Annotated in this window: 22 protein-coding genes; 15 read left to right on the top strand and 7 right to left on the bottom strand. The window is 59.1% G+C overall.

Annotated features, from left to right (window positions below; translation table 11 throughout):
• Nucleotides 1-275: 275 nt before the first annotated feature.
• The gene (locus KDX37_RS12545) at nucleotides 276-1,823 is read right to left on the bottom strand and encodes an AhpA/YtjB family protein (RefSeq protein ID WP_231653021.1); all 1,548 of its coding nucleotides are present in this window, start codon (nucleotides 1,821-1,823) and stop codon (nucleotides 276-278) included.
• 130 nt (nucleotides 1,824-1,953) lie between these two features.
• Here KDX37_RS12545 and serB point away from each other — a divergent pair, with 130 nt between their 5' ends.
• Entirely contained in the window at nucleotides 1,954-3,168 is a 1,215-nt protein-coding gene (gene serB, locus KDX37_RS12540) for a phosphoserine phosphatase SerB (protein ID WP_231653020.1), read from the top strand.
• Between the two features lie 70 nt (nucleotides 3,169-3,238).
• On the opposite strand, the gene KDX37_RS12535 is transcribed toward serB, so the two are convergent.
• The 4 genes from KDX37_RS12535 to KDX37_RS12520 form a co-directional block, all read right to left on the bottom strand.
• The gene (locus KDX37_RS12535) at nucleotides 3,239-5,017 is read right to left on the bottom strand and encodes a molecular chaperone (protein ID WP_231653019.1); all 1,779 of its coding nucleotides are present in this window, start codon (nucleotides 5,015-5,017) and stop codon (nucleotides 3,239-3,241) included.
• Between the two features lie 243 nt (nucleotides 5,018-5,260).
• A complete protein-coding gene (asd, locus tag KDX37_RS12530; protein ID WP_231653031.1) occupies nucleotides 5,261-6,130 on the bottom strand; it encodes an archaetidylserine decarboxylase in 870 nt (289 codons plus the stop codon).
• Nucleotides 6,131-6,184: 54 nt separating this feature from the next.
• On the bottom strand, nucleotides 6,185-7,000 hold the full coding sequence (gene rhdA / locus KDX37_RS12525; RefSeq protein WP_231653018.1) for a thiosulfate sulfurtransferase: 816 nt from the start codon (nucleotides 6,998-7,000) through the stop codon (nucleotides 6,185-6,187).
• Between the two features lie 45 nt (nucleotides 7,001-7,045).
• Nucleotides 7,046-8,581, bottom strand: coding sequence for an HDOD domain-containing protein (locus KDX37_RS12520; protein WP_231653017.1), 1,536 nt, complete (start codon nucleotides 8,579-8,581; stop codon nucleotides 7,046-7,048).
• Nucleotides 8,582-8,787: 206 nt separating this feature from the next.
• Between KDX37_RS12520 and motA the strand changes: the two genes are divergently transcribed.
• Together motA and motB are read left to right on the top strand one after the other, a co-directional pair.
• Complete coding sequence (gene motA, locus KDX37_RS12515; RefSeq protein ID WP_231653016.1) at nucleotides 8,788-9,639, top strand: flagellar motor stator protein MotA; 852 nt, start codon at nucleotides 8,788-8,790, stop codon at nucleotides 9,637-9,639.
• Nucleotides 9,640-9,642: 3 nt separating this feature from the next.
• Nucleotides 9,643-10,662 (top strand): flagellar motor protein MotB, encoded by a 1,020-nt coding sequence (gene motB / locus KDX37_RS12510; protein ID WP_231653015.1) that lies wholly within the window; start codon nucleotides 9,643-9,645, stop codon nucleotides 10,660-10,662.
• Between the two features lie 72 nt (nucleotides 10,663-10,734).
• Here motB and rsgA read toward each other — a convergent pair whose 3' ends face one another.
• Nucleotides 10,735-11,766 (bottom strand): small ribosomal subunit biogenesis GTPase RsgA, encoded by a 1,032-nt coding sequence (gene rsgA / locus KDX37_RS12505; RefSeq protein ID WP_231653014.1) that lies wholly within the window; start codon nucleotides 11,764-11,766, stop codon nucleotides 10,735-10,737.
• 109 nt (nucleotides 11,767-11,875) lie between these two features.
• Here rsgA and orn point away from each other — a divergent pair, with 109 nt between their 5' ends.
• Nucleotides 11,876-12,409 (top strand): oligoribonuclease, encoded by a 534-nt coding sequence (gene orn, locus KDX37_RS12500; protein WP_231653013.1) that lies wholly within the window; start codon nucleotides 11,876-11,878, stop codon nucleotides 12,407-12,409.
• Nucleotides 12,410-12,520: 111 nt separating this feature from the next.
• A complete protein-coding gene (locus KDX37_RS12495) occupies nucleotides 12,521-13,132 on the top strand; it encodes a trimeric intracellular cation channel family protein (protein ID WP_231653012.1) in 612 nt (203 codons plus the stop codon).
• 16 nt (nucleotides 13,133-13,148) lie between these two features.
• On the opposite strand, the gene queG is transcribed toward KDX37_RS12495, so the two are convergent.
• Nucleotides 13,149-14,234, bottom strand: a complete 1,086-nt coding sequence (gene queG / locus KDX37_RS12490; RefSeq protein ID WP_231653011.1) for a tRNA epoxyqueuosine(34) reductase QueG — start codon at nucleotides 14,232-14,234, stop codon at nucleotides 13,149-13,151.
• Nucleotides 14,235-14,297: 63 nt separating this feature from the next.
• Here queG and KDX37_RS12485 point away from each other — a divergent pair, with 63 nt between their 5' ends.
• The 10 genes from KDX37_RS12485 (at nucleotide 14,298) to KDX37_RS12440 (ending at nucleotide 25,893) form a co-directional block, all read left to right on the top strand.
• A complete protein-coding gene (locus KDX37_RS12485) occupies nucleotides 14,298-15,788 on the top strand; it encodes an NAD(P)H-hydrate dehydratase (RefSeq protein ID WP_231653030.1) in 1,491 nt (496 codons plus the stop codon).
• Nucleotides 15,776-16,246, top strand: a complete 471-nt coding sequence (gene tsaE / locus KDX37_RS12480; protein WP_231653010.1) for a tRNA (adenosine(37)-N6)-threonylcarbamoyltransferase complex ATPase subunit type 1 TsaE — start codon at nucleotides 15,776-15,778, stop codon at nucleotides 16,244-16,246. The genes KDX37_RS12485 and tsaE overlap by 13 nt, the downstream gene beginning before the upstream one ends.
• Before the next feature lie 14 nt (nucleotides 16,247-16,260).
• A complete protein-coding gene (locus KDX37_RS12475; protein ID WP_406642081.1) occupies nucleotides 16,261-17,685 on the top strand; it encodes an N-acetylmuramoyl-L-alanine amidase in 1,425 nt (474 codons plus the stop codon).
• Between the two features lie 14 nt (nucleotides 17,686-17,699).
• On the top strand, nucleotides 17,700-19,649 hold the full coding sequence (gene mutL, locus KDX37_RS12470) for a DNA mismatch repair endonuclease MutL (protein WP_231653029.1): 1,950 nt from the start codon (nucleotides 17,700-17,702) through the stop codon (nucleotides 19,647-19,649).
• Entirely contained in the window at nucleotides 19,650-20,621 is a 972-nt protein-coding gene (gene miaA / locus KDX37_RS12465; RefSeq protein ID WP_231653008.1) for a tRNA (adenosine(37)-N6)-dimethylallyltransferase MiaA, read from the top strand.
• Between the two features lie 92 nt (nucleotides 20,622-20,713).
• Nucleotides 20,714-20,974 carry an RNA chaperone Hfq gene (hfq, locus tag KDX37_RS12460; protein ID WP_231653007.1) on the top strand — a complete coding sequence of 87 codons (261 nt, stop codon included), beginning with the start codon at nucleotides 20,714-20,716 and terminating at the stop codon, nucleotides 20,972-20,974.
• A gap of 12 nt (nucleotides 20,975-20,986) precedes the next feature.
• Nucleotides 20,987-22,288: a ribosome rescue GTPase HflX gene (gene hflX / locus KDX37_RS12455; RefSeq protein ID WP_231653006.1), complete on the top strand. Its 1,302-nt coding sequence runs from the start codon at nucleotides 20,987-20,989 to the stop codon at nucleotides 22,286-22,288.
• Between the two features lie 96 nt (nucleotides 22,289-22,384).
• Nucleotides 22,385-23,566: an FtsH protease activity modulator HflK gene (gene hflK, locus KDX37_RS12450; RefSeq protein ID WP_231653005.1), complete on the top strand. Its 1,182-nt coding sequence runs from the start codon at nucleotides 22,385-22,387 to the stop codon at nucleotides 23,564-23,566.
• On the top strand, nucleotides 23,566-24,435 hold the full coding sequence (gene hflC, locus KDX37_RS12445; protein ID WP_231653004.1) for a protease modulator HflC: 870 nt from the start codon (nucleotides 23,566-23,568) through the stop codon (nucleotides 24,433-24,435). Before hflK ends, hflC begins: the two co-directional genes overlap by 1 nt.
• A 270-nt stretch (nucleotides 24,436-24,705) precedes the next feature.
• The gene (locus tag KDX37_RS12440) at nucleotides 24,706-25,893 is read left to right on the top strand and encodes an ATP phosphoribosyltransferase regulatory subunit (protein WP_231653003.1); all 1,188 of its coding nucleotides are present in this window, start codon (nucleotides 24,706-24,708) and stop codon (nucleotides 25,891-25,893) included.
• Nucleotides 25,894-25,899 lie beyond the last annotated feature (6 nt).

Below are 25,899 nucleotides of genomic sequence, written 5' to 3'. Positions count from 1 at the left end.
AAGCTAGCGTGTAATCGCGCTGGCTACGCCTTTTGCCTGAGTCCATTGAATCCTCCTGAGGAAAGGTCAGAAGGTGTAAACCTTATTCAGGACGGGACAACCGCATACTAAAAAGCCCACAGAGATGTGGGCTTTTTATTGGGCGCCATATCGTCCTCTTCGAGAGCAGGATGTGATGGCCTCTTCGTCAGCAAGCCGGCTCCCTTGGCAGTCAGCCGTTGGGAGCTGTGTTTTGCTCAAGAATGCTGGCCGAAGTCGCCGTCCCCGAGTTCGTGTCAGACCTTGTTGGTTTCGTGCATGCGGGCCAGTTGGCGTTCCAGCATTGATGGGTAAGGCTCCATCAAGCGTTCTACGCAGCATGCGCCTTCAGGGCTTGCGATGGGGCGAATGCGGGCACGCTGGCGAATGAGCGCGTCATCGTTCACTTTGCGCTCGACCAACAGCAGGTTACGACTGTGTTGAGACAGGGCCAGAGCGTCCTGAGCTGTTTCGGTGAGCAGTAGATCGATCTGGCTCAAGTCGCTCAGACCTTCACCCAGGGTCAGGCCAAGCTGCAATTGCAAGGTAATACCGCTGTCGGCCACTTCGATCTGCAAGGCATGGCTTAGTGCGCGCAACAGCTCACCGCAGCAAATCGCGTTGGTCAGGTAATCTTCACCGCTTTCCTGGCGGTGGAACAGCATCAGCGTGCTGCCGTCATTGAGCGTGTGCAGCTCGCTCTCGTACAGCGACGCCGCCTGATCCAGGCAATCACGGTAGCGTTGCAGCAGTTCGGTGAGGCGCGCCCGAGGCAGGCGACGCAGTTGATCCTGTGCGCCCAACTGAACAGCCAGTACCGCGCTTGGCTGAGGCTCTGCCGAAACTGCAGGAGCCGCCACTGGACGGGTCACCGGAGCAGCCTCTGAGTTATCGCGAAGATCGGCAAACGGATCTTCACCGTCGTCTTCTTCATCTTCCTCGGCGACGATACGACGCTGTAACGGCGGGGCAGGCAAGCGAGGTTTCGCTACAGGGGCAGTGTCGCGTGCGGAAAAAGAAGGTGATGGCTTTTCTTCGGGCTCCAGATACGGATCTTCACTGTCGTCTTCTTCCTCGTACTCCGGTTCCGGCACTGGCTCCGGTTCCGGGACGGGAGGCGCGAATGACGTGCGCAGTTGCCGCGCGAGGTCGCCGATCTCATCCTGACGGTCGGTGGCGGGCGTATACGGATCGATGTCGCGCAGCCAGATACGCATCTGCATGAGCGGTGTCGAGATATGACGACCCAGACGCAGGCTCAGCGCAAGCGCCAGTGCCAGCAGAATACCCGCGAGGATACCCATGCTTTGCAGGCTGATGGTCATAGGCTGCTGAAACTGCGACATGTCCAGGCTGATGCGCAAATGGCCTGCCATCACGTCCTGGAACGTGATCTTTATTTCATACAGGCCCTGAGCTTCACCCAGAAGCCCATTTTTTGTACGCTGGCCCGCTTCCGCGAGGATGCGGTTGTCCACACTGTAGATTGCGGCGTGCGCAACCAGTGGGTTCTTGACCAGATTGCCCAGCAGCACATTGAGGCTGAGGATGTCGTTTGACACCAACAGCTCGGTAGCCGAGGTGGCGGTCTGAGTCGTCAGGGCCTGCCCCAGTGCGTCAGCCTGCTCATGCATTGCCTGCTTGAACTGCAGGCCCATGACGCCGGCGTAAATCACCAACGCCAAGGCGACCAGGATCACGTTATGGCTGGCAATGCGCAAAGCGATCGGTACACGGCGATGACGCAGGGCACGAAAGATGAGCAGGAAGAAATTATCGGTTTTAACGGGCGTGGGCCGGTTCACAGAGCACGGCTCTTTCGGTGAAGTTGCCGCGCAGTATAACGAGCGACCCAGTAGCGGCAAAGCGCTGCCTGTGCCCGGTGGTCACTGAAAGTGGTTAGAATGCGGTTTTTTTCCACTGCGGGGGTGCGCCTTGCGCGAAATCGTCCTGATTAACATCACTGGTGTCGACCGTCCGGGTCTCACCGCAGCCATCACCGGCGTCCTCGCCCAGGGTGGCGTGAACATTCTCGATATTGGTCAGGCGGTGATCCACGACACCTTGTCGTTCGGTATCCTGGTTGAAATTCCGGGTACCGAGCAGGGTTCATCTGTCCTCAAGGACATTCTGTTCACGGCCTACAAACTGGACCAGCAGGTGCGGTTCACGGCGGTGTCCGAGGCGGATTATCAACATTGGGTCGAAGGCCAGGGCAAGGCGCGTCATATCGTGACGCTGCTGACCCGCAAGGTGACGGCCGAGCAATTGCAATGCGTCAGCGCGATTACTGCCAAGTACGGACTGAATATCGATCAGATCGATCGCCTGTCCGGACGCATGCCGCTCGACACGCCAGCCGACAAGGGCAAGGGTTGCATCGAGTTTTCGGTGCGCGGCGAGCCTGCTGATCCGAAAGCCATGCAGGCTGAGTTTCTCAGCGTGGCGCAGGACTTGAACGTGGATATCGCGTTCCAGCAGGACTCGCTGTTCCGGCGCAATCGTCGTCTGGCGGTATTTGACATGGACTCGACGCTGATCGAAGCCGAAGTCATCGACGAGTTGGCCAAGGCGGCCGGTGTCGGCGAGCAGGTGTCCGAGATCACCGAGCGTGCCATGCGTGGCGAGCTGGATTTCAGCGCCAGCTTCAAGGAGCGACTGGCCTTGCTCAAAGGTCTGGATGTCGGTGTGCTGGATCAGATCGGCGCCTCGTTGCGCCTGACCGAAGGTGCCGAAACACTCTTCGCAGAGCTGAAGCGTCTGGGTTACAAGACCGCCATTCTGTCGGGCGGCTTTACCTACTTCGCCAAGCAGTTGCAGGCGAAGCTGGGCATTGATTATGTGTTCGCCAACGAGCTTGAGGTCGTCGACGGCAAGGTGACCGGTGTTGCTGTCGAGCCAATTGTCGATGCCAAGCGCAAGGCAGACTTGCTGCGCGAGCTGGCTCACAAGGAAGGCCTGAGCCTGGAACAGACCATTGCCGTTGGGGATGGCGCAAATGACTTGCCGATGCTGGCGATCGCTGGTCTGGGTGTGGCGTTCCGTGCCAAGCCTCTGGTCAAGCAGTCTGCCAAGCAGGCGATCTCGACGCTGGGGCTGGATGGTGTGCTTTACCTGCTGGGTTTCCGGGACCGTGAAGGCAAACACTGATACGGCTACGCTTTGCTGTTGAGCTGTCGGGAGCGCATGGGCAGGACCGGCAGCTACAACTAATCTGCAGTCAGAGCGAGCCCCACAGGGAATCGAACTCTTGCCCAGGCTGGGATTTCTCGCTTTCTGCGGCTTTGGGTGCGTCGTATACCTGATATTCAAACTGGTTGTAACTGGTGCTGCTGATTCGGCGGTTGCTCAATGTCGCGCGCCGCTCTTCGCCGTTCACATTGATCATCACCTTGCTGCCTTCCTGAAAGGGCAGGCGCGGCGCGAGCACCGTTGCTGGTTTGTCCATTGCACGCACTTCTGGCAGCATCAGGGTGCGCAGATACTGGCTGCTGTGCTGTTCGCGTATCAGTTGCATGCCGCAGGGCTGGGCGAAGGGGGCGATCAATTCGATACCCATTTGTGTCCCGCCACTGCGAACCTGCCTGACCCAGCGCACAATCGCGACACTCCAGCCCTGGCCAGCGTCGTCCTGAATGCCCACCAGTTCACCCGCTTGCAGCTGCTGCGGCACTTCCTTCTGCCAGGCCAGGCAATAGCCGCCAGGACTGTGGTTGACGATGTTCACATCGAAGGTCGGGAAAGTGTGCTGGGCGTTTGACGAGTCGCCGTCTTCTTTTTTCTGATACTCGATTTCTTCATAGGGCAGCAGCACCTCAGAGGTATTGCCGCGCTGTGTGTCGAACGCGCCGGACCACGGGTCGTCCGGATCGTCGTTGGCCATCTTCAGAGTGAAGTTCGCAACGTTGCTGGCGTTACTCAACAGCAGCAGCTCACTGAATGATTTCTGACCAGCCACGTAGTAATGCAATGCGCTCATGCCGATACACAGCCGCAACGTGCCATGCCCTGCCGTGCGCTGAAAGGTGCGCTCGGCGACATCGCCCCAGGCTGCAGCCAGATGCTGCAACAGGTCGGTGTTGATGCCGGTTGGAATGAGCAGCTTTGAAGGCGAGCGTTGGTCGTCCGGCAGCGCGAGGTAGTGATTGATTGCATCTGCCAGCGGTGTCGGGTTTATCCCTAGTAGTGTGGGCGCCTGGTCTTCGGTCAGTAGCGTTCGGTAAAGCGGTGGTTTGTCCGAGGTTGGATCAAGCGCGAACAGGCTGCTGTCACCTGCTGGCGACTGCAGCGTGACCAGCGCGCTCCAGGCCTCCAGGGCGTCGGCCAGCTTGCCGATATTCAGCTGACGCATCTGATTGCAGCGCGAGCAGCCCATCATCAGCGCGATCAGATAGGTTTGCTCTGCGGTCAGCGTGTTGGTGTGATGGCCCAGCGGCTCATCAACCGGTGTGGCGTGCAATTGGAACTGGCGCGCAATCTGATAGAGCTGGTGCAGTTCAAGCCACAGCCCATCCTGTACCGGACAATACAATTGGTTGGCACGGATCAGCGGCCCATTCAAGCCATGCAGTGCGCGTTGCAGTGCAGTGGCCAGCAGCACGCTCTGATCTTTGCTGTAGCGCGGCGCTACCTGCTGGATGATTTGTTTATAGCCGGTGGCCAAGTGGTTTTGCAGTGCCTGGCACAGATTGGCAACCTTGCGCGGCCGCTCATCGAGCACGATGGCCTGATTGAGGAAGTGGCGCTCAAGATGTTTACAGACAAAATAGACTTCCGGGCGCAACAGCTCGAGCATTTGCAGGCGGTTGTCGCCGGGAGTGATCAGTTGGTTGAGTTCTGTCAGCCCCTGATACAGCTGACGGGCCATCTCACCGAGGTTGGCCTTGGGCAGCCTGGAGATCCAGCGTTTCAAGTCGCGAGGGTTCGCTTCACTGAATGACAGGCTCGACTGCGTTGGCGTGGGTGCACGCAACAGCAGAGGGAGGCTCAAATTACTCATGTGACAGGCAAACTCCAGCGACTCAATGGCCTGAACGGCGGCTTTAAATTGACGTCAATAACACCGCGCAGCCGTTTGGTGTCAAGTGAACGTCAATAAAAGTGCGAAGTGTCCTACTTCACCGGTAGACCGACTTTACCAGCATAGGCCGCGCCACGCAGCAACTGCGGCAATCGGCCACTACTGCGGTCGGGGTCCAGAGGGCACGCAGCGGGAGGTGTTACGCGCTGCGTGCCCTTGGCATCAGGCCTGTAGGGGGGAGGCGAGCGCCTGTCCCATGTTGATCTTCGAGCAGGTGGTCAGCTGTTCGGCCCACTTGACCTGATTAGGGCCAAACAGAACGATGGCTGTGGAACCGAGCTTGAAGCGGCCCATCTCTGCGCCTTTTTCCAAGTGGATCGGCGCGCGCGCAGCTTCGTCGTAACTGACGGTTTTCAGTTCGCGCCTGGGCGGCGTTACCAGGCCAGCCCATACGGTCTCGACCGAGGCCACGATCATTGCACCCACCAGAACCACGGCCATCGGGCCACGCTCTGTATCGAACAGGCACACCACACGTTCATTGCGTGCGAACAGTTCCGGCACGTTTTCGGCGGTAGTCTGGTTGACTGAGAAGAGACGACCCGGCACATAGACCATTTCTCGCAGAGTGCCCGCGAGAGGCATGTGTACGCGGTGGTAATCCTGAGGTGACAAGTAGACCGTCGCGAATTCACCGCCCATGAACGGCGCCGACAGCTTCGGATCGCCGCCCAGCAGTTCAAGCGCACTGAAGCTGTGGCCCTTGGCCTGGAAGATGCGGCCGTGTTCGATGGCGCCGAGCTGGCTGATGGTGCCGTCGGCAGGCGACAGAATGGCACCGGGTGCGCTGTCCAGTGGACGGGCATCAGCTTTCAATGCGCGGGTGAAGAACGCGTTGAAGTTCTCATACGCCTTCAGGTCTTCAACCAGGGCCTGGGTCATGTCGACTTCGTAGCGACGGGCGAACCAGGCGGTGAACGCATTTTTGAACCAGGTGACACGGCATTCGGCAACAAGGCCTGCGAGACGCGACAGCAGGTGGTGAGGCAACAGGTACTGACTGAGGATGAACAAACGATCTTTCATTGATATTCCCAAAGCTTAATAAGAGGGTCTGGCCGATTCACGGGGAAGACCGGTACTGCGTTATTTTTCGACAGGTGTGTCCGGGTGGTTGCCCCATTCGCCCCACGAACCCGCGTAGGCCTTGACGCGCGGGTAGCCCAGCGCCTTCGCGACCAGATACGTAAAGCCTGAGCGATGGTGCGTCTGGCAGTGAGTGATCACTTCCTTGTCGGAGGTAATGCCCAGGTTCTCGAGGATCTGCGCCATGTCCTGGCGGATGCGCAGGTCGCGTTGCCTGTCCATGCCTGCGGTCCATTCGAAATTGACCGCGCCTGGTATGTGTCCGCCTTTGGCTGCGACGACTTTTTCGCCAGAGTATTCGGTCGGAGCGCGAGCGTCCCAGATCGCCAGGTCGGCTGCACCGAGGCGGCTTTGCAGGTATTCGCGTGTGGCAGTGGGTTCGTCATGCAGGGTCAGTGGCACGGGCCCGCCTGCTGGAGCCGGTACGTCCTGGGTCAGGGGAAGCGCTTGAGCTTCCCAGGCCAGCAAGCCGCCGTCCACGTAGTGATACTGGCTGTGACCAATAACATCCAGCAGCCAGATGAAGCGTCCGGCCCAGCCGCCGCCTTCGTCGTCATAAACTACGTAGACCGCATCAGGGTTGTGGCCCAGCTCGCCGAACAGGGCTTCCAGATCCTGCTGATCCGGCAGCAGGCCGGGCGCAGGCGGTTTGCCCAGTTGGGTGCGTTTGGGGTCAACGAAGCGGGCTCCGCGAATATGCCCGGCTGCATAGCGCGCGCTGCTGGTGAGGTCCACAACAATCAGGTGCGGGGCATCAAGGCGCTCATGCAGGTCGTTGGGCTCGATGACCAGCGGTAAGCCAGCGAATACGGACATTTGCAGCCTCCGATGAAAAGAAAGATGCGAATTGTACGCCAGGCCTCAGGCTTTGCGATGACTAAAGATGCCCAGCGCCCGCTCAATACATTGCGCGGTTTTTCCGAATGCTTGAACGGAAATTTCCGACAGCGGCCCGCCCCCCTGATCAGCCACCACCAGCATCATCACCTTGTTGTTACTGCTCAGCGAGCGGATAAGCCAGTGTTGACCGCTGAACAGGGTCTTGAGCGGCGCAGGTAGCAGCGCGGCAAACTGGGCATTGTTGACGGGTGTCATGCGCAGTTGAGTCGGTTGGGCCAGAAGGCGTTGCAGCACAGTACTTTCTTTGATGAACAACTGCAGTGCCGCCGCCTCTGGTGGCAACCCGGCAGATTGATGCACGCGCATCACGGTAGATGTCTTGTCGACCATCAGCAGCATGACGCGCTGCATGCCGCAGGCTGAAAAGGCGTCGCGCGCCGCAGTAGTCAGGTGGATGGCGTTGATGAACGGGCTTGGCTCCTGCAACAACTCGGCACACTGCTTGCGCCAGAGCTGCAGCGCGTCGGCCGACGGCGGCGGCGCGGGGTCGTTGTCTCGCCGCACGCGGCGCGCATCCCAGGGCCAGAGCAGGGCTTCAGCCGGATGCCAAAGATCTTTTTCATTGTGAATGCGAGCACTGCTTGCTGCGTTCTGGTGAGCCTGTTGCTGCACATCATCCAGGGACTGTTGGAGATACAGACTGGTCAGGCGCTCCCAGCGCAGGCAATGCGGACTGTTCCAGGCGTGCTGCGCCGCCAGCGCCAGGCCGTTGCCAAGCAGTACAGTGTTGGCGGGCTGGTTCAACCAGCGTTGCATGTTCGGATCGGCGTCCATCAGCTGTTGCTGTTGCAGCGGGCTGTGATCTTCCCGGGAAATGCGCAGTGCCTTCACCAGATCACGGCGCTCATTGAGCAGCAGCTTATAACCGCGAGTGACCCAGACCGGCAGGCGCCAGAACTCGGCGAGCGCCAGGCACAGTTCCAGCAGATTGACGCCAAACAGCTCTTTTTCGACAACGATGCTGGAGTGGCCCTTGTGGATAACCCGAAGCTCCAGTTCCTCCAGCAGCTTGGGGTAAGCGAGAGCCAGCGGCCAGAGCGGCGCCAGAAACAGCAGACTGCCCAGATGAATGTCCTGCCACAGCCGCGCCAGACGACTGGCGAACAGGCCGTTCGCCTGCTGCGTGGCATGCTGGCTGACCAGAATCAGTTGACGAAATGCAGCGGGGATCTCTTCAACCGGCTTGGCAGGCAGGCGACCCAGCAATGTCTCGGTGCGTGCCAGCCCCAGTCGGTTGATCGCCACCTCAAGGCTTTCAGCCTGTTCGGTCGTGCCGTGATTCTGATGGTTGGCCTCACGCATCACGCTCAGCACCAGCGCCGGGCTTTCCTGCATCATTTCTGCGATTTCACGCAGCGAGCGGCGGCTGTCGTTCAGTGCGGCGCGAACACGATCGTGATTGGCTACAGGGACGGGCAATGCCACGCCATCGAGGTGCCTGACCCAGGCATCGAGCGTCTTCGGAACCGTATGAGGTGAAGCGTGTGCTGTCGACATTCGAGGGCCTGTACGGCTGATTTTCTGAACGGGAAGACTGCCAGTGTTCAGGGCGCAACGGCCATTTTCAACCCTTCATGCAACGGGCGAAGTGGTTTTTAGCAATAACTGGCTATAGTCTGGCCCACTTAGGCCGATAAGGAGAAGAAGAGTTTCAAGAACTTCCGGACTGTCCCTGAACCCGACTCAGTAAAGTATTTTCTCCTATGGCTAAAATTATCGGCATCATTGTCGTTTTCGCGAGCGTTCTCGGCGGATACGTCCTGTCTCACGGCAAGATCATGGCGCTGTTCCAGCCCTATGAGGTCTTGATCATTGGCGGTGCTGCGCTGGGTGCGTTTCTTCAGGCCAACCCCGGCCACATGACCATGCACGTGTTCAAGAAGTCGTTGAAGATGTTCGGGACGCGCTTCACCCACGCCTATTACCTTGAGGTGCTGGGCCTGGTTTACGAAATCCTCAACAAAAGCCGCCGTGAAGGCATGATGGCGATTGAAGGCGATATCGAAGAACCGGCCGCCAGCCCGATTTTTGCCAAATACCCCGGTGTTTTGAAAGATGAGCGCATGACTGCGTACATCTGCGACTACCTGCGCATCATGTCGTCCGGCAACATGGCTCCGCACGAGCTGGAAGGGTTGTTTGACATGGAATTGTTGAGCATGAAGGAAGAGCTTGAGCATCCTTCCCACGCCATCACCGGTATCGCCGACGGCATGCCCGGTTTCGGTATCGTGGCAGCCGTATTGGGTATCGTTGTGACCATGGCCTCTCTGGGGTCGGGCGACAAGGCGGCCATTGGTATGCACGTAGGTGCGGCACTGGTTGGTACGTTCTTCGGTATCCTCGCGGCGTACGGCTTCTTCGGTCCTCTGGCAACTTCCCTGGCCCACGATGCCAAGGAAGAAATGAACGTTTACGAATCCATCAAGGCTTCGCTGGTGGCTTCGGCTTCCGGCATGCCGCCATCGCTGGCCGTCGAGTTCGGTCGCAAGGTTCTGTACCCGCTGCATCGCCCCAGCTTCAGTGAGCTGGAACAAGCAGTTCGCGGTCGCTGAGTCATGGAAAACAATCAGCCGATAATCATCAAGCGCGTCAAGCGCTTCGGTGGTGGACATCACGGTGGTGCCTGGAAAATCGCCTTCGCTGACTTCGCGACAGCAATGATGGCTTTCTTTCTGGTGCTGTGGCTGATGTCTTCTGCCACACCCGAGCAACTGATTGCTGTGGCAGGCTACTTCAAGGACCCGGTCGGGTTTTCGGACAGCGGTTCGCCCTACGTGATTGACTTGGGCGGCTCGCCGGAAATGTCGCCGAACCAGACGCTCAATCCTGAGGTCAAGTCCACACCATCGCCGGACACAGTGCCCATCGAGTCCGATACCTCGGAATCCAAGGCTGAGCAGGTCGAGCAAGAGCGTCTGGAGATGCTGCTTCAAGAACTGCAAAACAAGGTCGAGGAGAATCCGCAACTGCAGAAGTTCAAGGACCAGATCCTGTTCGAGATCACTCAGGACGGTTTGCGCATCCAGATCATGGACGCTGACAACCGACCGATGTTCGATTCGGGCAGCGCACGCCTCAAGCCTTACTTCGAGGATATTTTGCTGGCGATGGCTGACACTATCAAAAGCGTGCCGAACAAGATCAGTGTCAGCGGTCATACCGATGCCAAGCCTTTTGTAGGTAACGGCGGCTTTGGCAACTGGGAATTGTCGGCCAACCGTGCCAACGCTGCGCGCCGTGCCCTGGTGGCGGGTACCTATCCCGACGAACAGGTTGCCAGGGTAGTGGGCTACGCTTCATCAGCGCTCTATGACCGCGAAAATCCGTTCAATCCGGTCAACCGCCGTATCGACATTGTGGTACTGACCAAGAAGGCTCAGGCACGTATAGAAGGTGATCAAAACTCAGGTGCCGCACCTGCGCAGCCAGCCCAGGCACCGGCAGCTCCAGGTGTCCCTGGGGCTTCGAAGGCGGTACCGTCCGATCCTCAGGCGTATGCGCAACCCCACGAAATCCGTCAGAAGCTGAATATCTTCGAGGAAGGCACCTTGAGGGTGGAACCGGCGAAAAACTGAGCCGTGTCCGATACAAAAACGCCGCGATGATCGCGGCGTTTTTGTGTGCGGCTTGCAGTCAATACTCGGTGATCAGTAGCTGTCTTGCGGCAGGCTGGCGATGATCGAGCGATAACTGTTCATGCGCTGTTGCTGCACGCGGCCGTCTTCGAGTCCCTTGAGCAATGCGCAGCCTGGTTCACGGTCGTGTTTGCAGTCACGGAAGCGGCAGGTGCCGATCAGGTCGTTGAATTCGATGAACCCCGCTTCCACATCAGCTCGGCTCACGTGGCCCAGGCCGAATTCACGAATACCCGGTGAGTCGATCAGATCGCCGCCGCGCGGGAAGTGAAACAGTCGCGCGGTGGTGGTGGTGTGCGTGCCTTGACCTGACAGCTCGGACAACGGGCCAACCCGCGTCTCCACTTCTGGCAGCAGACTGTTGACCAGCGAGGACTTGCCCACACCGGACTGACCCACGAACACGCTGATGTGACCGTCGAGCTGGCTTTGCAGTTGCTGCATGCCGTCACCCTGGTGGGCCGACACTTCCAGCACCGGGTAGCCGAGCGTGCGATAAACCGCCAGCAGTGCGTTCAGTGCCGGCGCGTTCTGCTCGTCGATCAGGTCAGCCTTGTTGAGCAGCAGCAGCGGGTGAATGCCTGCGTGCTCGGCGGCCACCAGGTAGCGGTCGATCAGGTTGGCGTGCGGCTCGGGCATTGGCGCGAAGACGATCACGATCAGATCGACGTTGGCGGCCACCGGTTTGAGCTGGCCACGCGAGTCCGGACGGCAGAGTTCGGTGGAGCGGGGCAGTTGCGCGACGATAACGCCGATGCCCTGATTACCGGCGCGCCAGACGACACGGTCGCCTGTAACCAGCGCGGGCAGGTTGGCGCGCAGATGGCAGCGGAAGACCTGGCCACTCTGTTCGCCTTCCTGAGCTTCTACTTCAACCTGCACCCCGAAGTGGGCGATCACCAGGCCGGTCTGCTCCGGGCCGAGGTCACCACCTTCCAGTGTTTCCAGTGTGACAGACTCACGCTTGGCGGCCCGGGCAGCACGTTCGCCCTGAATTTTTTCGATGCGCCAGTTTTGACGACGATTGAGTTGGCGTTTGGCCATGGGTGTTCCGATGTGATGAAACCGATGAATGTAACAGTACGTTTGATCGGGCAGGAGTCTAGCACGGCAGGGTGAGCTAAACTGCGCGCCTACGCTGAGGAGTCGTCACATGCAGAACAAGCAAAACCTGATTTGGATCGATCTGGAAATGACCGGTCTGGACCCTGACACCGATGTCATCATCGAAATGGCCACGATCATCACCGACAGTGAGCTCAACACGCTGGCCGAGGGTCCGGTGATCGCCGTGCACCAGAGTGACGAGACGCTGGCGGGCATGGACGAGTGGAATACGCGCCAACACGGCGGCTCGGGCCTGACCCAGCGTGTGCGCGAGAGCACCATCAGCATGGCCGAGGCCGAAGCGCAGACGCTGGCGTTCATCCAGCAATGGGTACCCGAGCGCAGCTCGCCGATCTGTGGCAACAGTATCTGTCAGGACCGTCGTTTCCTGTATCGCCATATGCCGACTCTGGAAAACTGGTTCCACTACCGCAACCTGGACGTCTCTACGCTCAAGGAGCTGGCCGCCCGTTGGTCGCCCGAGCTCAAGTTCAAGAAAGGCAGCACCCACCTCGCGCTGGACGACATTCGCGAGTCGATTGCCGAGCTGCGTTTTTATCGTGAGCACTTCATCAAGTAAGTCGCTTCACGTGTGCGGGCTGGCTTGAGTGCAGAAGATAATTCTGGCTGCACTCTTTCAGTGCGCAGGTCGGCTGGTTAGACTGCGCGCCTTTGTTGCAGAGTAGCCGCCATGTTGCTGATGCTTTATCTGATCGCCATTACCGCCGAGGCCATGACGGGTGCGCTGTCGGCTGGCCGTCGGGGCATGGACTGGTTTGGTGTGGTCCTGATCGCTTGTGTCACCGCGCTGGGTGGCGGCTCGGTACGCGACGTACTGATCGGCCACTACCCGCTGACCTGGGTCAAGCATCCGGAATATCTGGTGCTGACCAGCGTCGCTGCCTTGGTGACGATTTTCATTGCGCCGCTGATGCGGCACCTGCGCTCACTGTTTCTGGTGCTCGATGCACTCGGGCTTGTAGCGTTTACCCTGATCGGCTGCATGACTGCGCTCGAGGCAGGCCACGGCCTGTTGATCGCTTCGGTGTGTGGCGTTATCACCGGCGTGTTCGGCGGTATTCTGCGTGACATTTTCTGTAACGATATTCCGCTGATCTTTCGCCGGGAGCTGTATGCCAGCGTCTCGTTTCTGGCTGCTTGGTGTTTTCTGCTGTGTCAGTACCTGGAGCTGCCTTCGGAGCAGGGGGTCATGATTACCCTGTTCGGTGGGCTGCTGCTGCGGTTACTGGCGATACGCTTTCACTGGGAAATGCCCAAGTTCGTCTACAAGGATGAGCCCTGAGCCCTGAGCCCTGAGCTCAGACGGCTACGCCATGCCGGCGCAGCGCCCATTCCACATGTTCCCTGACCATTTCTGACGGATAGTCGCGCCGTGCCTCAAGCGCCTGCATCACTGGAATGGTGGAGGGGGCATTGCCCAGGCCGACGGCCAGATTACGCAACCAGCGCTCGTAACCGGCGCGGCGCAGCGGCGAACCTTCGGTATTGCTGAGAAAGGTGTCCTCATCCCACAGAAACAGCTCGGCCAACCCGGCATTGTCCAGGTTATGGCGCGGCTGGAAGTCGCCCTGATCCGTGGGACGGGCAAAGCGGTTCCACGGGCAGACGATCTGGCAGTCATCGCACCCAAAGACCCGATTGCCGATCAACGGGCGCAGTTCTTCCGGAATGGCTGTTTTCAGTTCAATGGTCAGGTAGGAAATGCAACGCCGCGCATCCAGCACATAAGGGCCGACAAAGGCTGCCGTCGGGCAGATGTCCAGGCATGCCGTGCAGCGTCCGCAGTGTTCCGTCGTGTGAGGTGGATCGACTGGCAGGGCCATGTCGACAAAAAGCTCGCCGAGAAAAAAGAAGCTGCCAGCCTTGCGATTCAGCACCAGAGTGTTCTTGCCTATCCAGCCGAGCCCAGCTTGCTCGGCAATGGCCTTTTCAAGCACCGGTGCGCTGTCGACAAAGGCCCTGAAGCCAAATGGACCGATTGCCTGCTGGATACGGTCGGCGAGCTGCTGAAGACGTTTGCGGATCAGTTTGTGGTAATCACGCCCCAAGGCGTAACGCGACACGTAAGCAGTTTCCGGTTCGGTCAGGCGTTTGGCCATTTCCGTATCGCCCGGCAGGTAATCCATGCGCAGCGACACCACGCGCAGCGTTCCCGGCACCAGCTCTTCGGGGTGGGAACGTTTGCTGCCATGGGCTGCCATATACTCCATTTCACCGTTATAACCGGCATCGAGCCAGCGTTGCAGATGCTGTTCATGTTCAGCCAGGTCCAGCCCGGAGATCCCGACTTCCTGAAAGCCCAGCTCTTTGCCCCACGTCTTGATTGAGTGCGCAAGAGTGGCGAGTTGGTCGCAAGTTGGGGGTTCAACAGTAATAGCGGACATGCGCAGAGAGAAACCGGAGCTAAGGTGCGTATAATTCTGCCAGACATCGGAGCCTATAAACGCATGTTCGACACTAAACCTGATTTACCCGACGCGCTGTACAACGCCGCACAGGTTCGTGACCTCGACGCTCGTCTGATTGCCGCTGGCACGCCGGGCTTCGAGCTGATGCAGCGCGCTGCGCATGCAACCTGGCGGGCCATCCGGCGTCGCTGGCCGGAAGTGAGTGAACTGACCGTATTGACCGGGCGTGGCAACAACGCCGGTGACGGCTACCTGATCGCTTCGCTGGCGCAAAAGACCGGCTGGCAGGTTCGTGTGTTGACGGTGGTTGATCCCGCAGCACTGGAAGGGGATGCAGCCTCGGCTCACGCAGCTGCGGCCAGTGTCGATATCCAGCCCTGGGCAGGTCAGCGTCTGACCGGCGTTGTGGTGGATGCGTTGCTGGGCACGGGTCTGGAAGGTGAGGTGCGCGAGCCATATGTGTCGGCGATCAATGCGATCAACGCGAGTGGTCTGCCGGTGGCGGCCGTGGATATTCCCTCGGGCCTGAGTGCCGATACCGGGCAGTCGCAAGGCGTCACTGTGCGCGCAGACCTGACTGTCACCTTTATAGGTCTGAAAATGGGCCTGCTGACTGGCGATGCGCCGGACCTTGTGGGGCACCTTGTATTTGATGACCTGCTGGCCGATCCCGATCTGGTTGCTCAAGTGCCGGTGGCTGCAAGGCGTCTGGACGTTGCCAACCTGCCTCGCCTGGCACCGCGCCCGCGCACAGCCCACAAGGGCCTTTATGGGCGCGTACTGGTTATCGGCGGCGATCACGGATTTGGCGGCGCGGCCTTGCTGAGCGCGGAAAGCGCCCTGCGCAGTGGGGCTGGCATGGTGACGCTGGCGACCCGTGTCGAGCATGTGCCTGCGGTGCTGACGCGAATGCCCGAAATCATGAGCGCGGGCATCAGCTCGGCGAACCAGTTGATGGGGTTGATCGAGGCCGCCAGTGTGCTGGTGGTCGGTCCCGGCCTTGGCCAGGCCAGTTGGGGGCGTAGCCTGCTGTCGGCCGCGACCAATGCGGATCGTCCGCAAGTGTGGGATGCCGATGCGCTCAATCAACTGGCTACAGGGCAAGTGACCTTGCCGAAAAACAGTGTCATCACCCCACATCCGGGTGAGGCTGCTCGTTTGTTGGGCATCAGCACCAAAGAGGTCCAGGCAGATCGTGCTGCGGCGGCGCATGCCTTGGCTCGCAAATTCAATGCGGTGTGCGTGCTTAAAGGTTCGGGCAGCCTGGTCTCTGATCCAGAAGGTCGGCTCGCGTTGTGCGACCACGGCCATCCGGCGATGGCGACGGCGGGTCTTGGTGACGTATTGGCTGGCTTGATTGGTGCGCTGATGGCGCAACACATGACCGCATTCGATGCGGCCAGTCTGGCGGTCTGGTTGCATGCCGGTGCCGGCCAAAAGGTCGGTGAAGCCGGTCGTGGGATGGCCGCGAGCGATATTATTCCCGCCATTCGTCAGTTATTGGAGGAGCTGCAACCGTGTCTGATTTGACGCTTCACGTGGTCGGCGAAGAAGCCATGATGAGTTTGGGTGCGCGCCTTGCCAGCGTCTGTGAGGGTGTCGGCGTCGTGTTTCTGGAAGGCGATCTGGGTGCAGGGAAAACTACCCTTTCGCGGGGCATGATTCGTGGATTCGGGCATGCCGGGGCCGTCAAGAGCCCGACCTTCACGCTGGTCGAGCCTTACGAAACAGGTACGACCAAGGTCTTTCACTTTGACCTCTATCGCTTGGTCGATCCGGAAGAACTGGAGTTCATGGGGGTGCGTGATTACTTCGACGGCGAGTCACTTTGCCTGATCGAATGGCCCCAGCGTGGTGCAGGCTTTTTGCCAAAGCCGGACCTGACCATTACCATTGTGCCGCACGGCGAAGGCCGTTCCGTAATATTGAGCCCGCTGGGCTCACGTGGCGAACGCTGGTGTGCCACTTTGGCTTTGGAATTCAAATAGATATGGGGTTAGGTATGCGCATGCGCGCGCTGGTTACTGTAGTGGGTCTGCTGTTGATGGCCTTGGCTGTCGAAGCGCTGGCCGCTACGCAAGTACGAAGTGTCCGCTTATGGCGAGCGCCGGATAACACGCGGCTGGTGTTCGACCTGTCGGGACCTGTTCAGCACAGCGTATTTACCCTGACTTCGCCTGATCGTCTGGTGATCGATATCAACGGTGCAACGCTGGGCGGTCCGCTTAACGTATCCACCGCCAACACGCCGATTTCCAGCATGCGTTCGGCACAGCGCACCGCCACCGACCTGCGTGTCGTGATTGACCTTAAAAAAGCGGTCACGCCCAAAAGCTTCACGCTGGCGCCGAACCAGCAGTACGGCAACCGTCTGGTGGTTGATCTGTTCGACAACGCTGCCGACGCCAACCCTACGCCGGTGCCTACGATTGCCGATACCCCAGCGAACACTGCGCCTGCGGTGCCGATCAGCCCGTCCAAGCCTGAAGTCAAGCTGACGCCGGTGCCCAACGGCAAGCGCGATATCGTGGTCGTGATCGACGCCGGTCATGGTGGCGAAGACCCGGGTGCTTCCGGCAGGGGTGGTGAGAAAGAAAAAAACGTGGTGCTGTCGATTGCGCGGGAGCTGCAACGCCAGATCAATGCCGAGAAGGGCTACCGCGCCGAGCTGACGCGAACTGGCGACTACTTCATCCCGCTGCGCAAGCGCACTGAAATCGCCCGCGCCAAGGGGGCTGACCTGTTCGTTTCCATTCACGCCGACGCTGCGCCTTCGACGGCAGCCTTTGGCGCGTCTGTGTTCGCCCTGTCCGATCGTGGCGCTACGTCCGAAACCGCGCGCTGGCTGGCGGACAGTGAAAACCGTTCCGACCTGATTGGTGGTGCCGGTGCCGTGAGTCTTGATGACAAGGACCGCATGCTGGCAGGCGTGTTGCTCGACCTGTCTATGACGGCATCGCTCTCGTCGAGCCTGAACGTCGGCCAGAAAGTCTTGAGCAACATCGGTCGAGTGACTTCGCTGCACAAGTCCCGTGTCGAGCAGGCAGGCTTCATGGTGCTCAAATCGCCGGACATTCCGTCGATCCTGGTGGAAACCGGCTTTATTTCCAATGCCAACGAAGCCAACAAGCTGTCCTCGGCCTCGCATCAACAGGCACTGGCGCGCTCGATCAACTCTGGCGTGAAGCAGTTCTTCCAACAGAACCCGCCGCAGGGCACTTACATTGCATGGCTGCGTGACAACGGCAAGCTGGCCCAGGGCCCGCGCAACCATGTCGTACGTTCCGGTGAAACACTGGCCATGCTGGCTGCACGTTACGATATGAACGTCGCTACATTGCGCAGCGCCAATGGCTTGAAGACCGATGAGTTGAAAATTGGCCAGGACCTGCGCATTCCAAGCTCCGAGGTTGCAACACAGCCATGAGTGATGAAGCCGCCATCAGCGACCTTCTGCTTGAAGGCATTGAGCCGCAAGTCGAACAGGCTGTCCTGAATGCAGCGCGTATCGAGCTATTGAGCCCGCGTCTGGCCAACCAGATCGCTGCGGGCGAAGTCGTCGAGCGGCCAGCTTCGGTCATCAAGGAATTGCTGGAGAACAGCCTCGACTCGGGCGCAAGGCGCATTGATGTCGATGTCGAACAGGCTGGCATCAAGCTGCTGAAGGTGCGTGACGACGGCAGCGGTATTTCTTCTGATGACTTGCCGCTGGCCCTGGCGCGTCATGCCACCAGCAAGATTCGCGATCTGGAAGACCTCGAACGCGTCATGAGTCTCGGTTTTCGCGGAGAGGCATTGGCGTCGATCAGCTCCGTGGCACGGTTGACCCTGACCTCCCGTACCCGCGATGCAGATCAGGCCTGGCAGGTTGAAACCGAAGGCCGTGACATGGCGCCGCGCGTTCAGCCTGCAGCCCACCCTGTAGGCACGTCCGTTGAAGTGCGCGATCTGTTTTTCAACACACCGGCGCGGCGCAAGTTTCTCAAGGCCGAGAAAACCGAATTCGATCACCTGCAGGAAGTCATCAAGCGCATGGCGCTGGCCCGTTTTGACGTGGCCTTCCATTTGCGCCACAACGGCAAAACGGTGCTCAGCCTGCATGAAGCCCACGATGACACCGCCCGCGCGCGTCGCGTCTCTGCGATATGCGGGCCTGGTTTTCTTGAGCAGGCGCTGCCGATCGAGATCGAACGCAATGGTCTGCACCTGTGGGGTTGGGTAGGGCTGCCGACCTTTTCGCGCAGCCAAGCTGACTTGCAGTACTTTTTTGTAAATGGCCGTGCAGTGCGTGACAAGCTGGTCGCGCACGCGGTCCGACAGGCGTATCGCGATGTGCTGTTCAACGGCCGCCATCCGACCTTCGTACTGTTTTTTGAAGTCGATCCGGCCGCCGTGGACGTCAACGTTCACCCGACCAAGCACGAAGTGCGGTTCCGTGATGGCCGCACGGTCCATGACTTCCTGTACGGGACGTTGCACCGTGCTCTCGGCGATGTACGCCCGGAAAATCAACTGTCCGGCAGCGCTCCGGTCACTGCCGTAGAGCGTCCGACCGGTCCCGAAGCGGGCGAATTCGGCCCCCAGGGCGAAATGCGTCTGGCCAACAATGTTCTGGAACAACCGCAGGGCGAGGCCTACGCACGGCCTGCGGGTGCCGGCTCTGGTGGCGGTTATCAGTATCAGTACACGCCGCGCCCTGCTGGACCGGGTGTGCCGGTTGCCGAAGCGCAAAGTGCGTATCGCGAATTTTTTGCACCGCTTCCAGGTGCCGCGTCTTCGCCGTCACTGCCTGAGTCATCCAGTGATATTCCTCCGCTGGGTTATGCGCTGGCGCAGCTCAAGGGCATTTACATCCTGGCTGAAAACGCTCACGGGCTTGTTGTAGTGGACATGCACGCTGCGCACGAGCGGATCATGTACGAGCGGCTAAAGGTCGCGATGGCCAACGAAGGCCTGAGTGGTCAGCCGTTACTGGTGCCGGAATCCATCGCGGTCAGTCAGCGCGAGGCCGATTGCGCGGAAGAGCACATTGCGACGTTTCAGCAACTGGGTTTCGAACTGCAGCGTCTGGGCCCTGAGACGCTGGCTATCCGCCAGATACCGGCGTTGCTCAAGCAGGCTGAAGCCAACCGGCTGGTGAGTGATGTTCTTGCAGACCTGATGGAATATGGCACCAGCGATCGTGTGCAGGCGCACATGAATGAATTGCTCGGCACCATGGCCTGCCACGGCGCCATTCGGGCCAACCGACGTCTGGCCATTCCGGAAATGAACGGTCTGTTGCGTGACATGGAAAACACCGAGCGCAGCGGGCAATGCAACCATGGTCGTCCCACCTGGACCCAGATGGGTCTGAATGACCTGGATAAATTATTCCTGCGCGGTCAATGAATGAATGCTTTACCACCGGCCATCTTTCTCATGGGGCCAACCGCTGCAGGCAAGACGGATCTTGCAATCGAACTCACCAAGGTACTTCCTTGCGAGTTGATCAGCGTCGATTCGGCGCTGGTCTATCGGGGTATGGATATCGGCACGGCCAAGCCTTCCAGGGCGCAGCTGGCCGAATTTCCACACCGGTTGATCGACATTCTCGATCCCTCGCAAAGCTATTCCGCCGCTGATTTCCGTACTGACGCCCTGACCGCCATGGCCGAGATCACTGCACGTGGGAATATTCCTTTGCTGGTTGGCGGCACTATGTTGTATTTCAAGGCTCTATTGGACGGGCTGGCTGACATGCCAGCAGCCGATATGCAGGTCAGGGCACAGCTGGAAGCGGATGCGCAGGCGTTTGGCTGGCAGTTTTTGCACGATCAGTTGGCGGTGGTCGACCCGGTGTCTGCAGCGCGTATTCATCCCAACGATCCGCAGCGACTTGTTCGTGCGCTGGAGGTCTATCGTGTCAGCGGGATGAGCATGACTGCACATCGCGAGCAACAAAGTGCGCAAAGTACCGAAGCAGCGGCATCGGGCCGTCAGCAATTGCCCTATACTGTTGCGAATCTTGCGATAGCTCCGGCTGATCGCAAGGTGTTGCATGACCGCATCGCATTACGTTTTTTGCAAATGCTGAATCAGGGGTTTCTGGACGAAGTACTGGCGTTGCGCTCAAGAGGTGACCTGCATTCAGGGCTGCCGTCTATAAGAGCCGTCGGTTATCGCCAGGTCTGGGATCACCTGGATGGGAAACTGACACGGGATGAAATGCAGGAGCGTGGCGTTATTGCGACGCGCCAATTGGCCAAGCGGCAGTTCACCTGGCTACGCAGCTGGGAGGATTTGCACTGGTTGGACAGTCTGGATTGCGACAATCTGCCACGCGCCTTGAAATACCTGGGATCGGTCTCCATATTGAGCTGAGTCCTTGCAATAGCCGTCTATCCTTGGGGGGTGGCCGGTAAGCCAATCGAATTCGATTTATTTATTTATTGATCCTTAAAGGAGTGCGGCACATGTCAAAAGGGCATTCGCTACAAGACCCTTACTTGAATACCTTGCGTAAAGAGAAGGTCGGGGTCTCGATCTACCTGGTCAACGGTATCAAGCTGCAGGGCACGATTGAGTCTTTCGATCAGTTCGTCATTTTGCTGAAAAACACTGTCAGCCAGATGGTCTACAAGCACGCTATTTCCACCGTTGTACCGGTTCGTCCAATTCGCCTGCCGAGCGCCACCGATACTGAAGGCGGTGACGCTGAGCCAGGTAACGCCTGATAGGAGTCTGCCTTGTTCTTTGAGCGCCACAGCGGTGGTGAACGTGCCATTCTCGTTCACCTGGATGGTCAGGACCCTGAGGCGCGCGAAGATCCGCAGGAGTTTCAGGAGCTGGCCATCTCGGCAGGTGCTGATACCGTCGCGTTTATCAACGTGCCGCGTCATCGGCCATCCGCCAAATACCTGATTGGCTCTGGCAAGGTCGAGGAGCTTCGCGACCACGTCAAGGCCGAGAAGGCCGATCTTGTGATCTTCAATCACACCCTCACGCCCAGTCAGGAACGTAACCTCGAACGTGTATTCGAGTGTCGCGTGCTTGACCGCACCGGTCTGATTCTCGATATCTTCGCTCAGCGAGCGCGTACTCACGAAGGCAAGCTGCAAGTCGAACTGGCTCAGCTTGAACACATGAGTACCCGACTGGTTCGTGGCTGGACTCACCTTGAACGCCAGGGCGGTGGTATTGGCCTGCGTGGTCCGGGTGAAACCCAGCTCGAAACCGACCGCCGTCTGCTGCGGGTTCGCCTGCGTCAGATCAAGGGCCGTCTGGAAAAGGTTCGCAGTCAGCGTGAGCAGGCCCGTCGCGGTCGCAGGCGCGCTGACATTCCCTCGATTTCGCTGGTGGGTTACACCAACGCCGGCAAATCGACATTGTTCAATGCGGTCACCGATTCCGACGTCTTTGCAGCCGATCAGTTGTTCGCCACCCTTGATCCGACTTTGCGCCGTCTGCAACTGGACGACCTGGGGCCGGTGATTCTGGCTGACACCGTAGGTTTCATTCGGCATTTGCCGCACAAGCTGGTCGAGGCCTTTCGCTCTACGCTTGAAGAATCGAGCAACTCCGATTTACTGCTTCATGTGATCGACGCTCACGAGCCGGATCGCATGGAGCAGATCGAGCAGGTCATGGCTGTGCTCGGCGAGATCGGAGCCGAGGGCTTGCCGATACTCGAGGTCTATAACAAACTCGATCTGCTTGAAGGGGTAGAGCCTCAGATACAGCGTGATGCCGATGGCAAGCCGCAGCGTGTCTGGGTGTCCTCCCGTGATGGTCGCGGGCTCGATCTGCTGAAACAGGCCGTTGCCGAATTGCTCGGTAATGATCTGTTCGTCGGAACCTTGCATCTGCCTCAGCGTCTTGCAAGATTGCGTGCCCAGTTCTTCGAATTGGGTGCGGTGCAGAGCGAAACGCATGATGAGGAAGGGGCAAGTCTGCTGGCAGTTCGTCTGCCGCGCGTTGAACTCAATCGTTTGGTGAGTCGCGAAGGACTGCAACCGCTGGAGTTCATCGAGCAACACACTTTGCAATAAAAGCACGGGAAAGCCGTTGTACGGTTTTCCCGAGCATTCTGTAGCATTGGTCGGCGCGCCGCGGGCGCGTCTTTGCTTTATCAGATGGAGAGCGCTATGGCTTGGAATGAGCCGGGTGGCAACTCGAATAATCAAGATCCCTGGGGTGGAAAACGCCGTGGCGGCGACCGCAAGGGGCCACCTGATCTCGACGAGGCCTTCCGTAAGCTGCAGGAGAGCCTGAATGGGTTGTTCGGCGGCGGTAAAAAACGCAGTGGCGATGGCAGTGGCAGTGGTGGTGGTTCAGGCAAGGGCGGTAGCCTTGGTCTGCTCGGCATCGGCCTCGTCGTGCTCGTCGCTTTCTGGCTCTACAGCGCGATTTATGTCGTTGATGAGCAGGAGCAGGCCGTCGTGCTGCGCTTCGGCCAATACCACGAAACCGTGGGTCCTGGTTTGAACATCTACTTCCCGCCGTTCGACCGCAAGTACATGGAAAACGTGACGCGTGAGCGTGCGTACAGCAAGCAGGGCCAGATGCTGACCGAAGACGAAAACATCGTCGAAGTCCCGCTGACCGTGCAGTACAAGATCAGCAACCTTCAGGACTTCGTACTCAACGTCGACCAGCCTGAGATCAGCCTGCAGCACGCAACCGAAAGTGCGCTGCGCCACGTCGTGGGTTCCACGGCCATGGATCAGGTACTGACCGAAGGTCGTGAGCTGATGGCGAGTGAGATCAAAGAGCGGCTTCAGCGTTTCCTGGACACTTATCGCACGGGCATCACGGTGACTCAGGTCAACGTGCAAAGTGCTGCAGCGCCGCGTGAAGTACAGGAAGCATTCGATGACGTGATCCGCGCTCGTGAAGATGAGCAGCGGGCACGCAATCAGGCTGAAAGCTACGCCAATGGCGTTATCCCGGAAGCCCGTGGTCAGGCTCAGCGGATCCTTGAAGATGCCAACGGTTACCGCGATGAAGTGGTTTCCCGCGCCAAGGGTGAGGCTGATCGCTTTACCAAACTGGTCGCCGAGTATCGCAAGGCTCCGGAAGTGACGCGTCAGCGTCTGTATCTGGATACCATGCAGGAAGTCTTCAGCAACACCAGCAAAGTGCTTGTGACTGGCGAAAAAGGGCAGAACAATCTGCTTTATCTGCCGCTCGACAAGATGATCGAAGGCAGCCGCAGCGGTACCGGTAATGCTTCGAATGCCAACGGTTCATCCTCGGCGAGTACGGATACTGGCGTGCGAGCGCCCGATACTCAGCAGCGCGATGTACGCACCAGGGAGAGTCGCTGATGAGCAATAAATCGCTGATCACCCTTATTGTTGGCGTGGTACTGGCCGTCGTTGCCTGGAACAGTTTCTACATCGTGTCCCAGACCGAACGTGCTGTTCTGCTGCAATTCGGTCGTGTGGTTCAGGCTGATGTACAGCCAGGCCTGCATGTGAAGGTTCCTTATGTGAACCAGGTGCGCAAGTTCGACGGTCGCTTACTGACCCTCGATGCACCTACCCAGCGTTTTCTGACGCTGGAAAAGAAAGCGGTCATGGTTGATGCCTATGCCAAGTGGCGCGTGAAGGATGCGGAGCGTTTCTACACTGCGACTTCCGGCCTCAAGCAGATTGCTGACGAGCGCTTGTCGCGTCGTCTGGAATCGGGCCTGCGTGACCAGTTCGGCAAGCGCACCCTGCACGAAGTCGTGTCGGGTGAGCGTGATGCGCTGATGGCGGACATCACCGGTTCCTTGAACCGTATGGCCGAGAAAGAGCTGGGCATCGAAGTGGTTGATGTTCGAGTCAAGGCAATCGACTTGCCCAAGGAAGTCAACCGCAGCGTTTTCGAGCGGATGAGTACCGAGCGTGAGCGTGAAGCCCGCGAGCACCGCGCCAAGGGTAACGAACTGGCGGAAGGTATTCGTGCTGATGCCGATCGTCAGCGCCGCGTACTGTTGGCAGAAGCCTATCGTGAGTCTGAAGAGACACGCGGTGATGGTGATGCCCAGGCCGCAGCGATCTACTCCAAGGCTTATGGCCAGGACCAGGAGTTCTATGCGTTCTACCGCAGCTTGCGCGCTTACCGCGAAAGCTTTGCGAACAAGAGCGACGTGCTGGTGCTTGACCCGAACAGCGAATTCTTTCGCTATCTCGAAAAAGCCAAGCCGTAAATAATGACCCGCCGGGCGGCAAAACCGCCCGGTGGGGTGATCGTACGGTAAAACGTGTGTATCATGCGGCAGCCGGGAAATTCCCGGCTTTTTTGCGTCTGCACGATTGATTGGCCGCAGCCGACTCGGCAAGTGGCAAGATTTTTCGAGGAAAGTGGTCTGCAAGGCCTGTCTCGGGTGTTTGTCGTGCCCGTCATACGGCGCATCACTTTCTGCTTTACTCAAGGCTGGTCTCATGGCTGGCCGCCCGGATCAGAGGGGAATGGCGTAATGGCAACGGTTGACCGCTGGCTGCTACCAGATGGCATCGAAGAAGTACTGCCACCAGAAGCGGCGCGCATTGAAGTAGCGCGTCGTCAGGTGTTGGATCTGTTCCAGAGCTGGGGCTATGAGTTCGTCGTCACCCCGCATATCGAGTATCTGGAGTCCCTGCTGACTGGCGCGGGTTCGGATCTGGATCTGCGCACCTTCAAGGTTATTGACCCGCAGTCTGGCCGGCAGATGGGCTTTCGTGCCGACATCACGCCGCAGGTTGCGCGTATCGATGCACATACACTCAAACGTGAAGGCCCGAGCCGTCTGTGCTACGCAGGCAGTGTTTTGCATGCGCAGCCGCGTGCGCTGTCGTCTTCGCGCAGCCCGATCCAGCTCGGTGCCGAACTGTATGGCGATGCAAGCCCGAGCAGCGACGTCGAAGTCATCAGCCTGATGCTGGCGATGCTGCAACTTGCCGATGTGCCAGATGTGCATATGGACCTCGGGCATGTGGGTATCTATCGTGGCCTGGCACGCGCCGCCGGTTTGTCGGGCGAAGTCGAGCAACAGCTGTTTGACGCGCTGCAGCGCAAGGCCATTGATGAAGTGATCGCTCTGACGGCTGATTTGCCTCAGGAGATCGCTACGATGCTGCGCGCGCTGGTTGATCTGTGCGGCGGTCGCGAAGTGCTTGATGCTGCCCGTGACCGTCTGGCCGGCGCGCCTGCGCCCGTGCTGGCGGCGCTGGACGATCTGCTGACCATCGCCGAGCGTCTTGCTGTGCGTTTCCCGCAGTTGCCGTTGTACTTCGATCTCGGCGAGCTTCGCGGCTATCACTACCATACCGGTGTGGTGTTCGCGGTGTTCGTTCCAGGTGTCGGACAGTCGATTGCCCAAGGCGGTCGTTACGACGATATCGGCGCCGACTTCGGTCGTGCTCGTCCGGCAACCGGCTTTTCTACCGATCTGAAAACCCTGGTGACACTGGGGCAGGCAGAAATCGTACTACCGTCTGGTGGCATCTGGATGCCGGACAGTACGGATGCGGCACTCTGGCAGCTGGTATGCCAGTTGCGCAGCGAAGGTCAGCGTGTGGTTCAGGCATTGCCTGGGCAACAGGTGAGCGCGGCGCGTGAAGCCGACTGTGACCGGCAATTGATTCAGCATGGCGAGCACTGGCAGGTAATGCCGCTGGCTTCTTGAGTATTC

Origin of the sequence: Pseudomonas californiensis (genome assembly GCF_021147775.1) — a bacterium.
Lineage (GTDB): Bacteria > Pseudomonadota > Gammaproteobacteria > Pseudomonadales > Pseudomonadaceae > Aquipseudomonas > Aquipseudomonas californiensis.
Note: the sequence above shows the minus strand (reverse complement) of the source record. Positions and strands in the feature narration are given on the sequence as shown.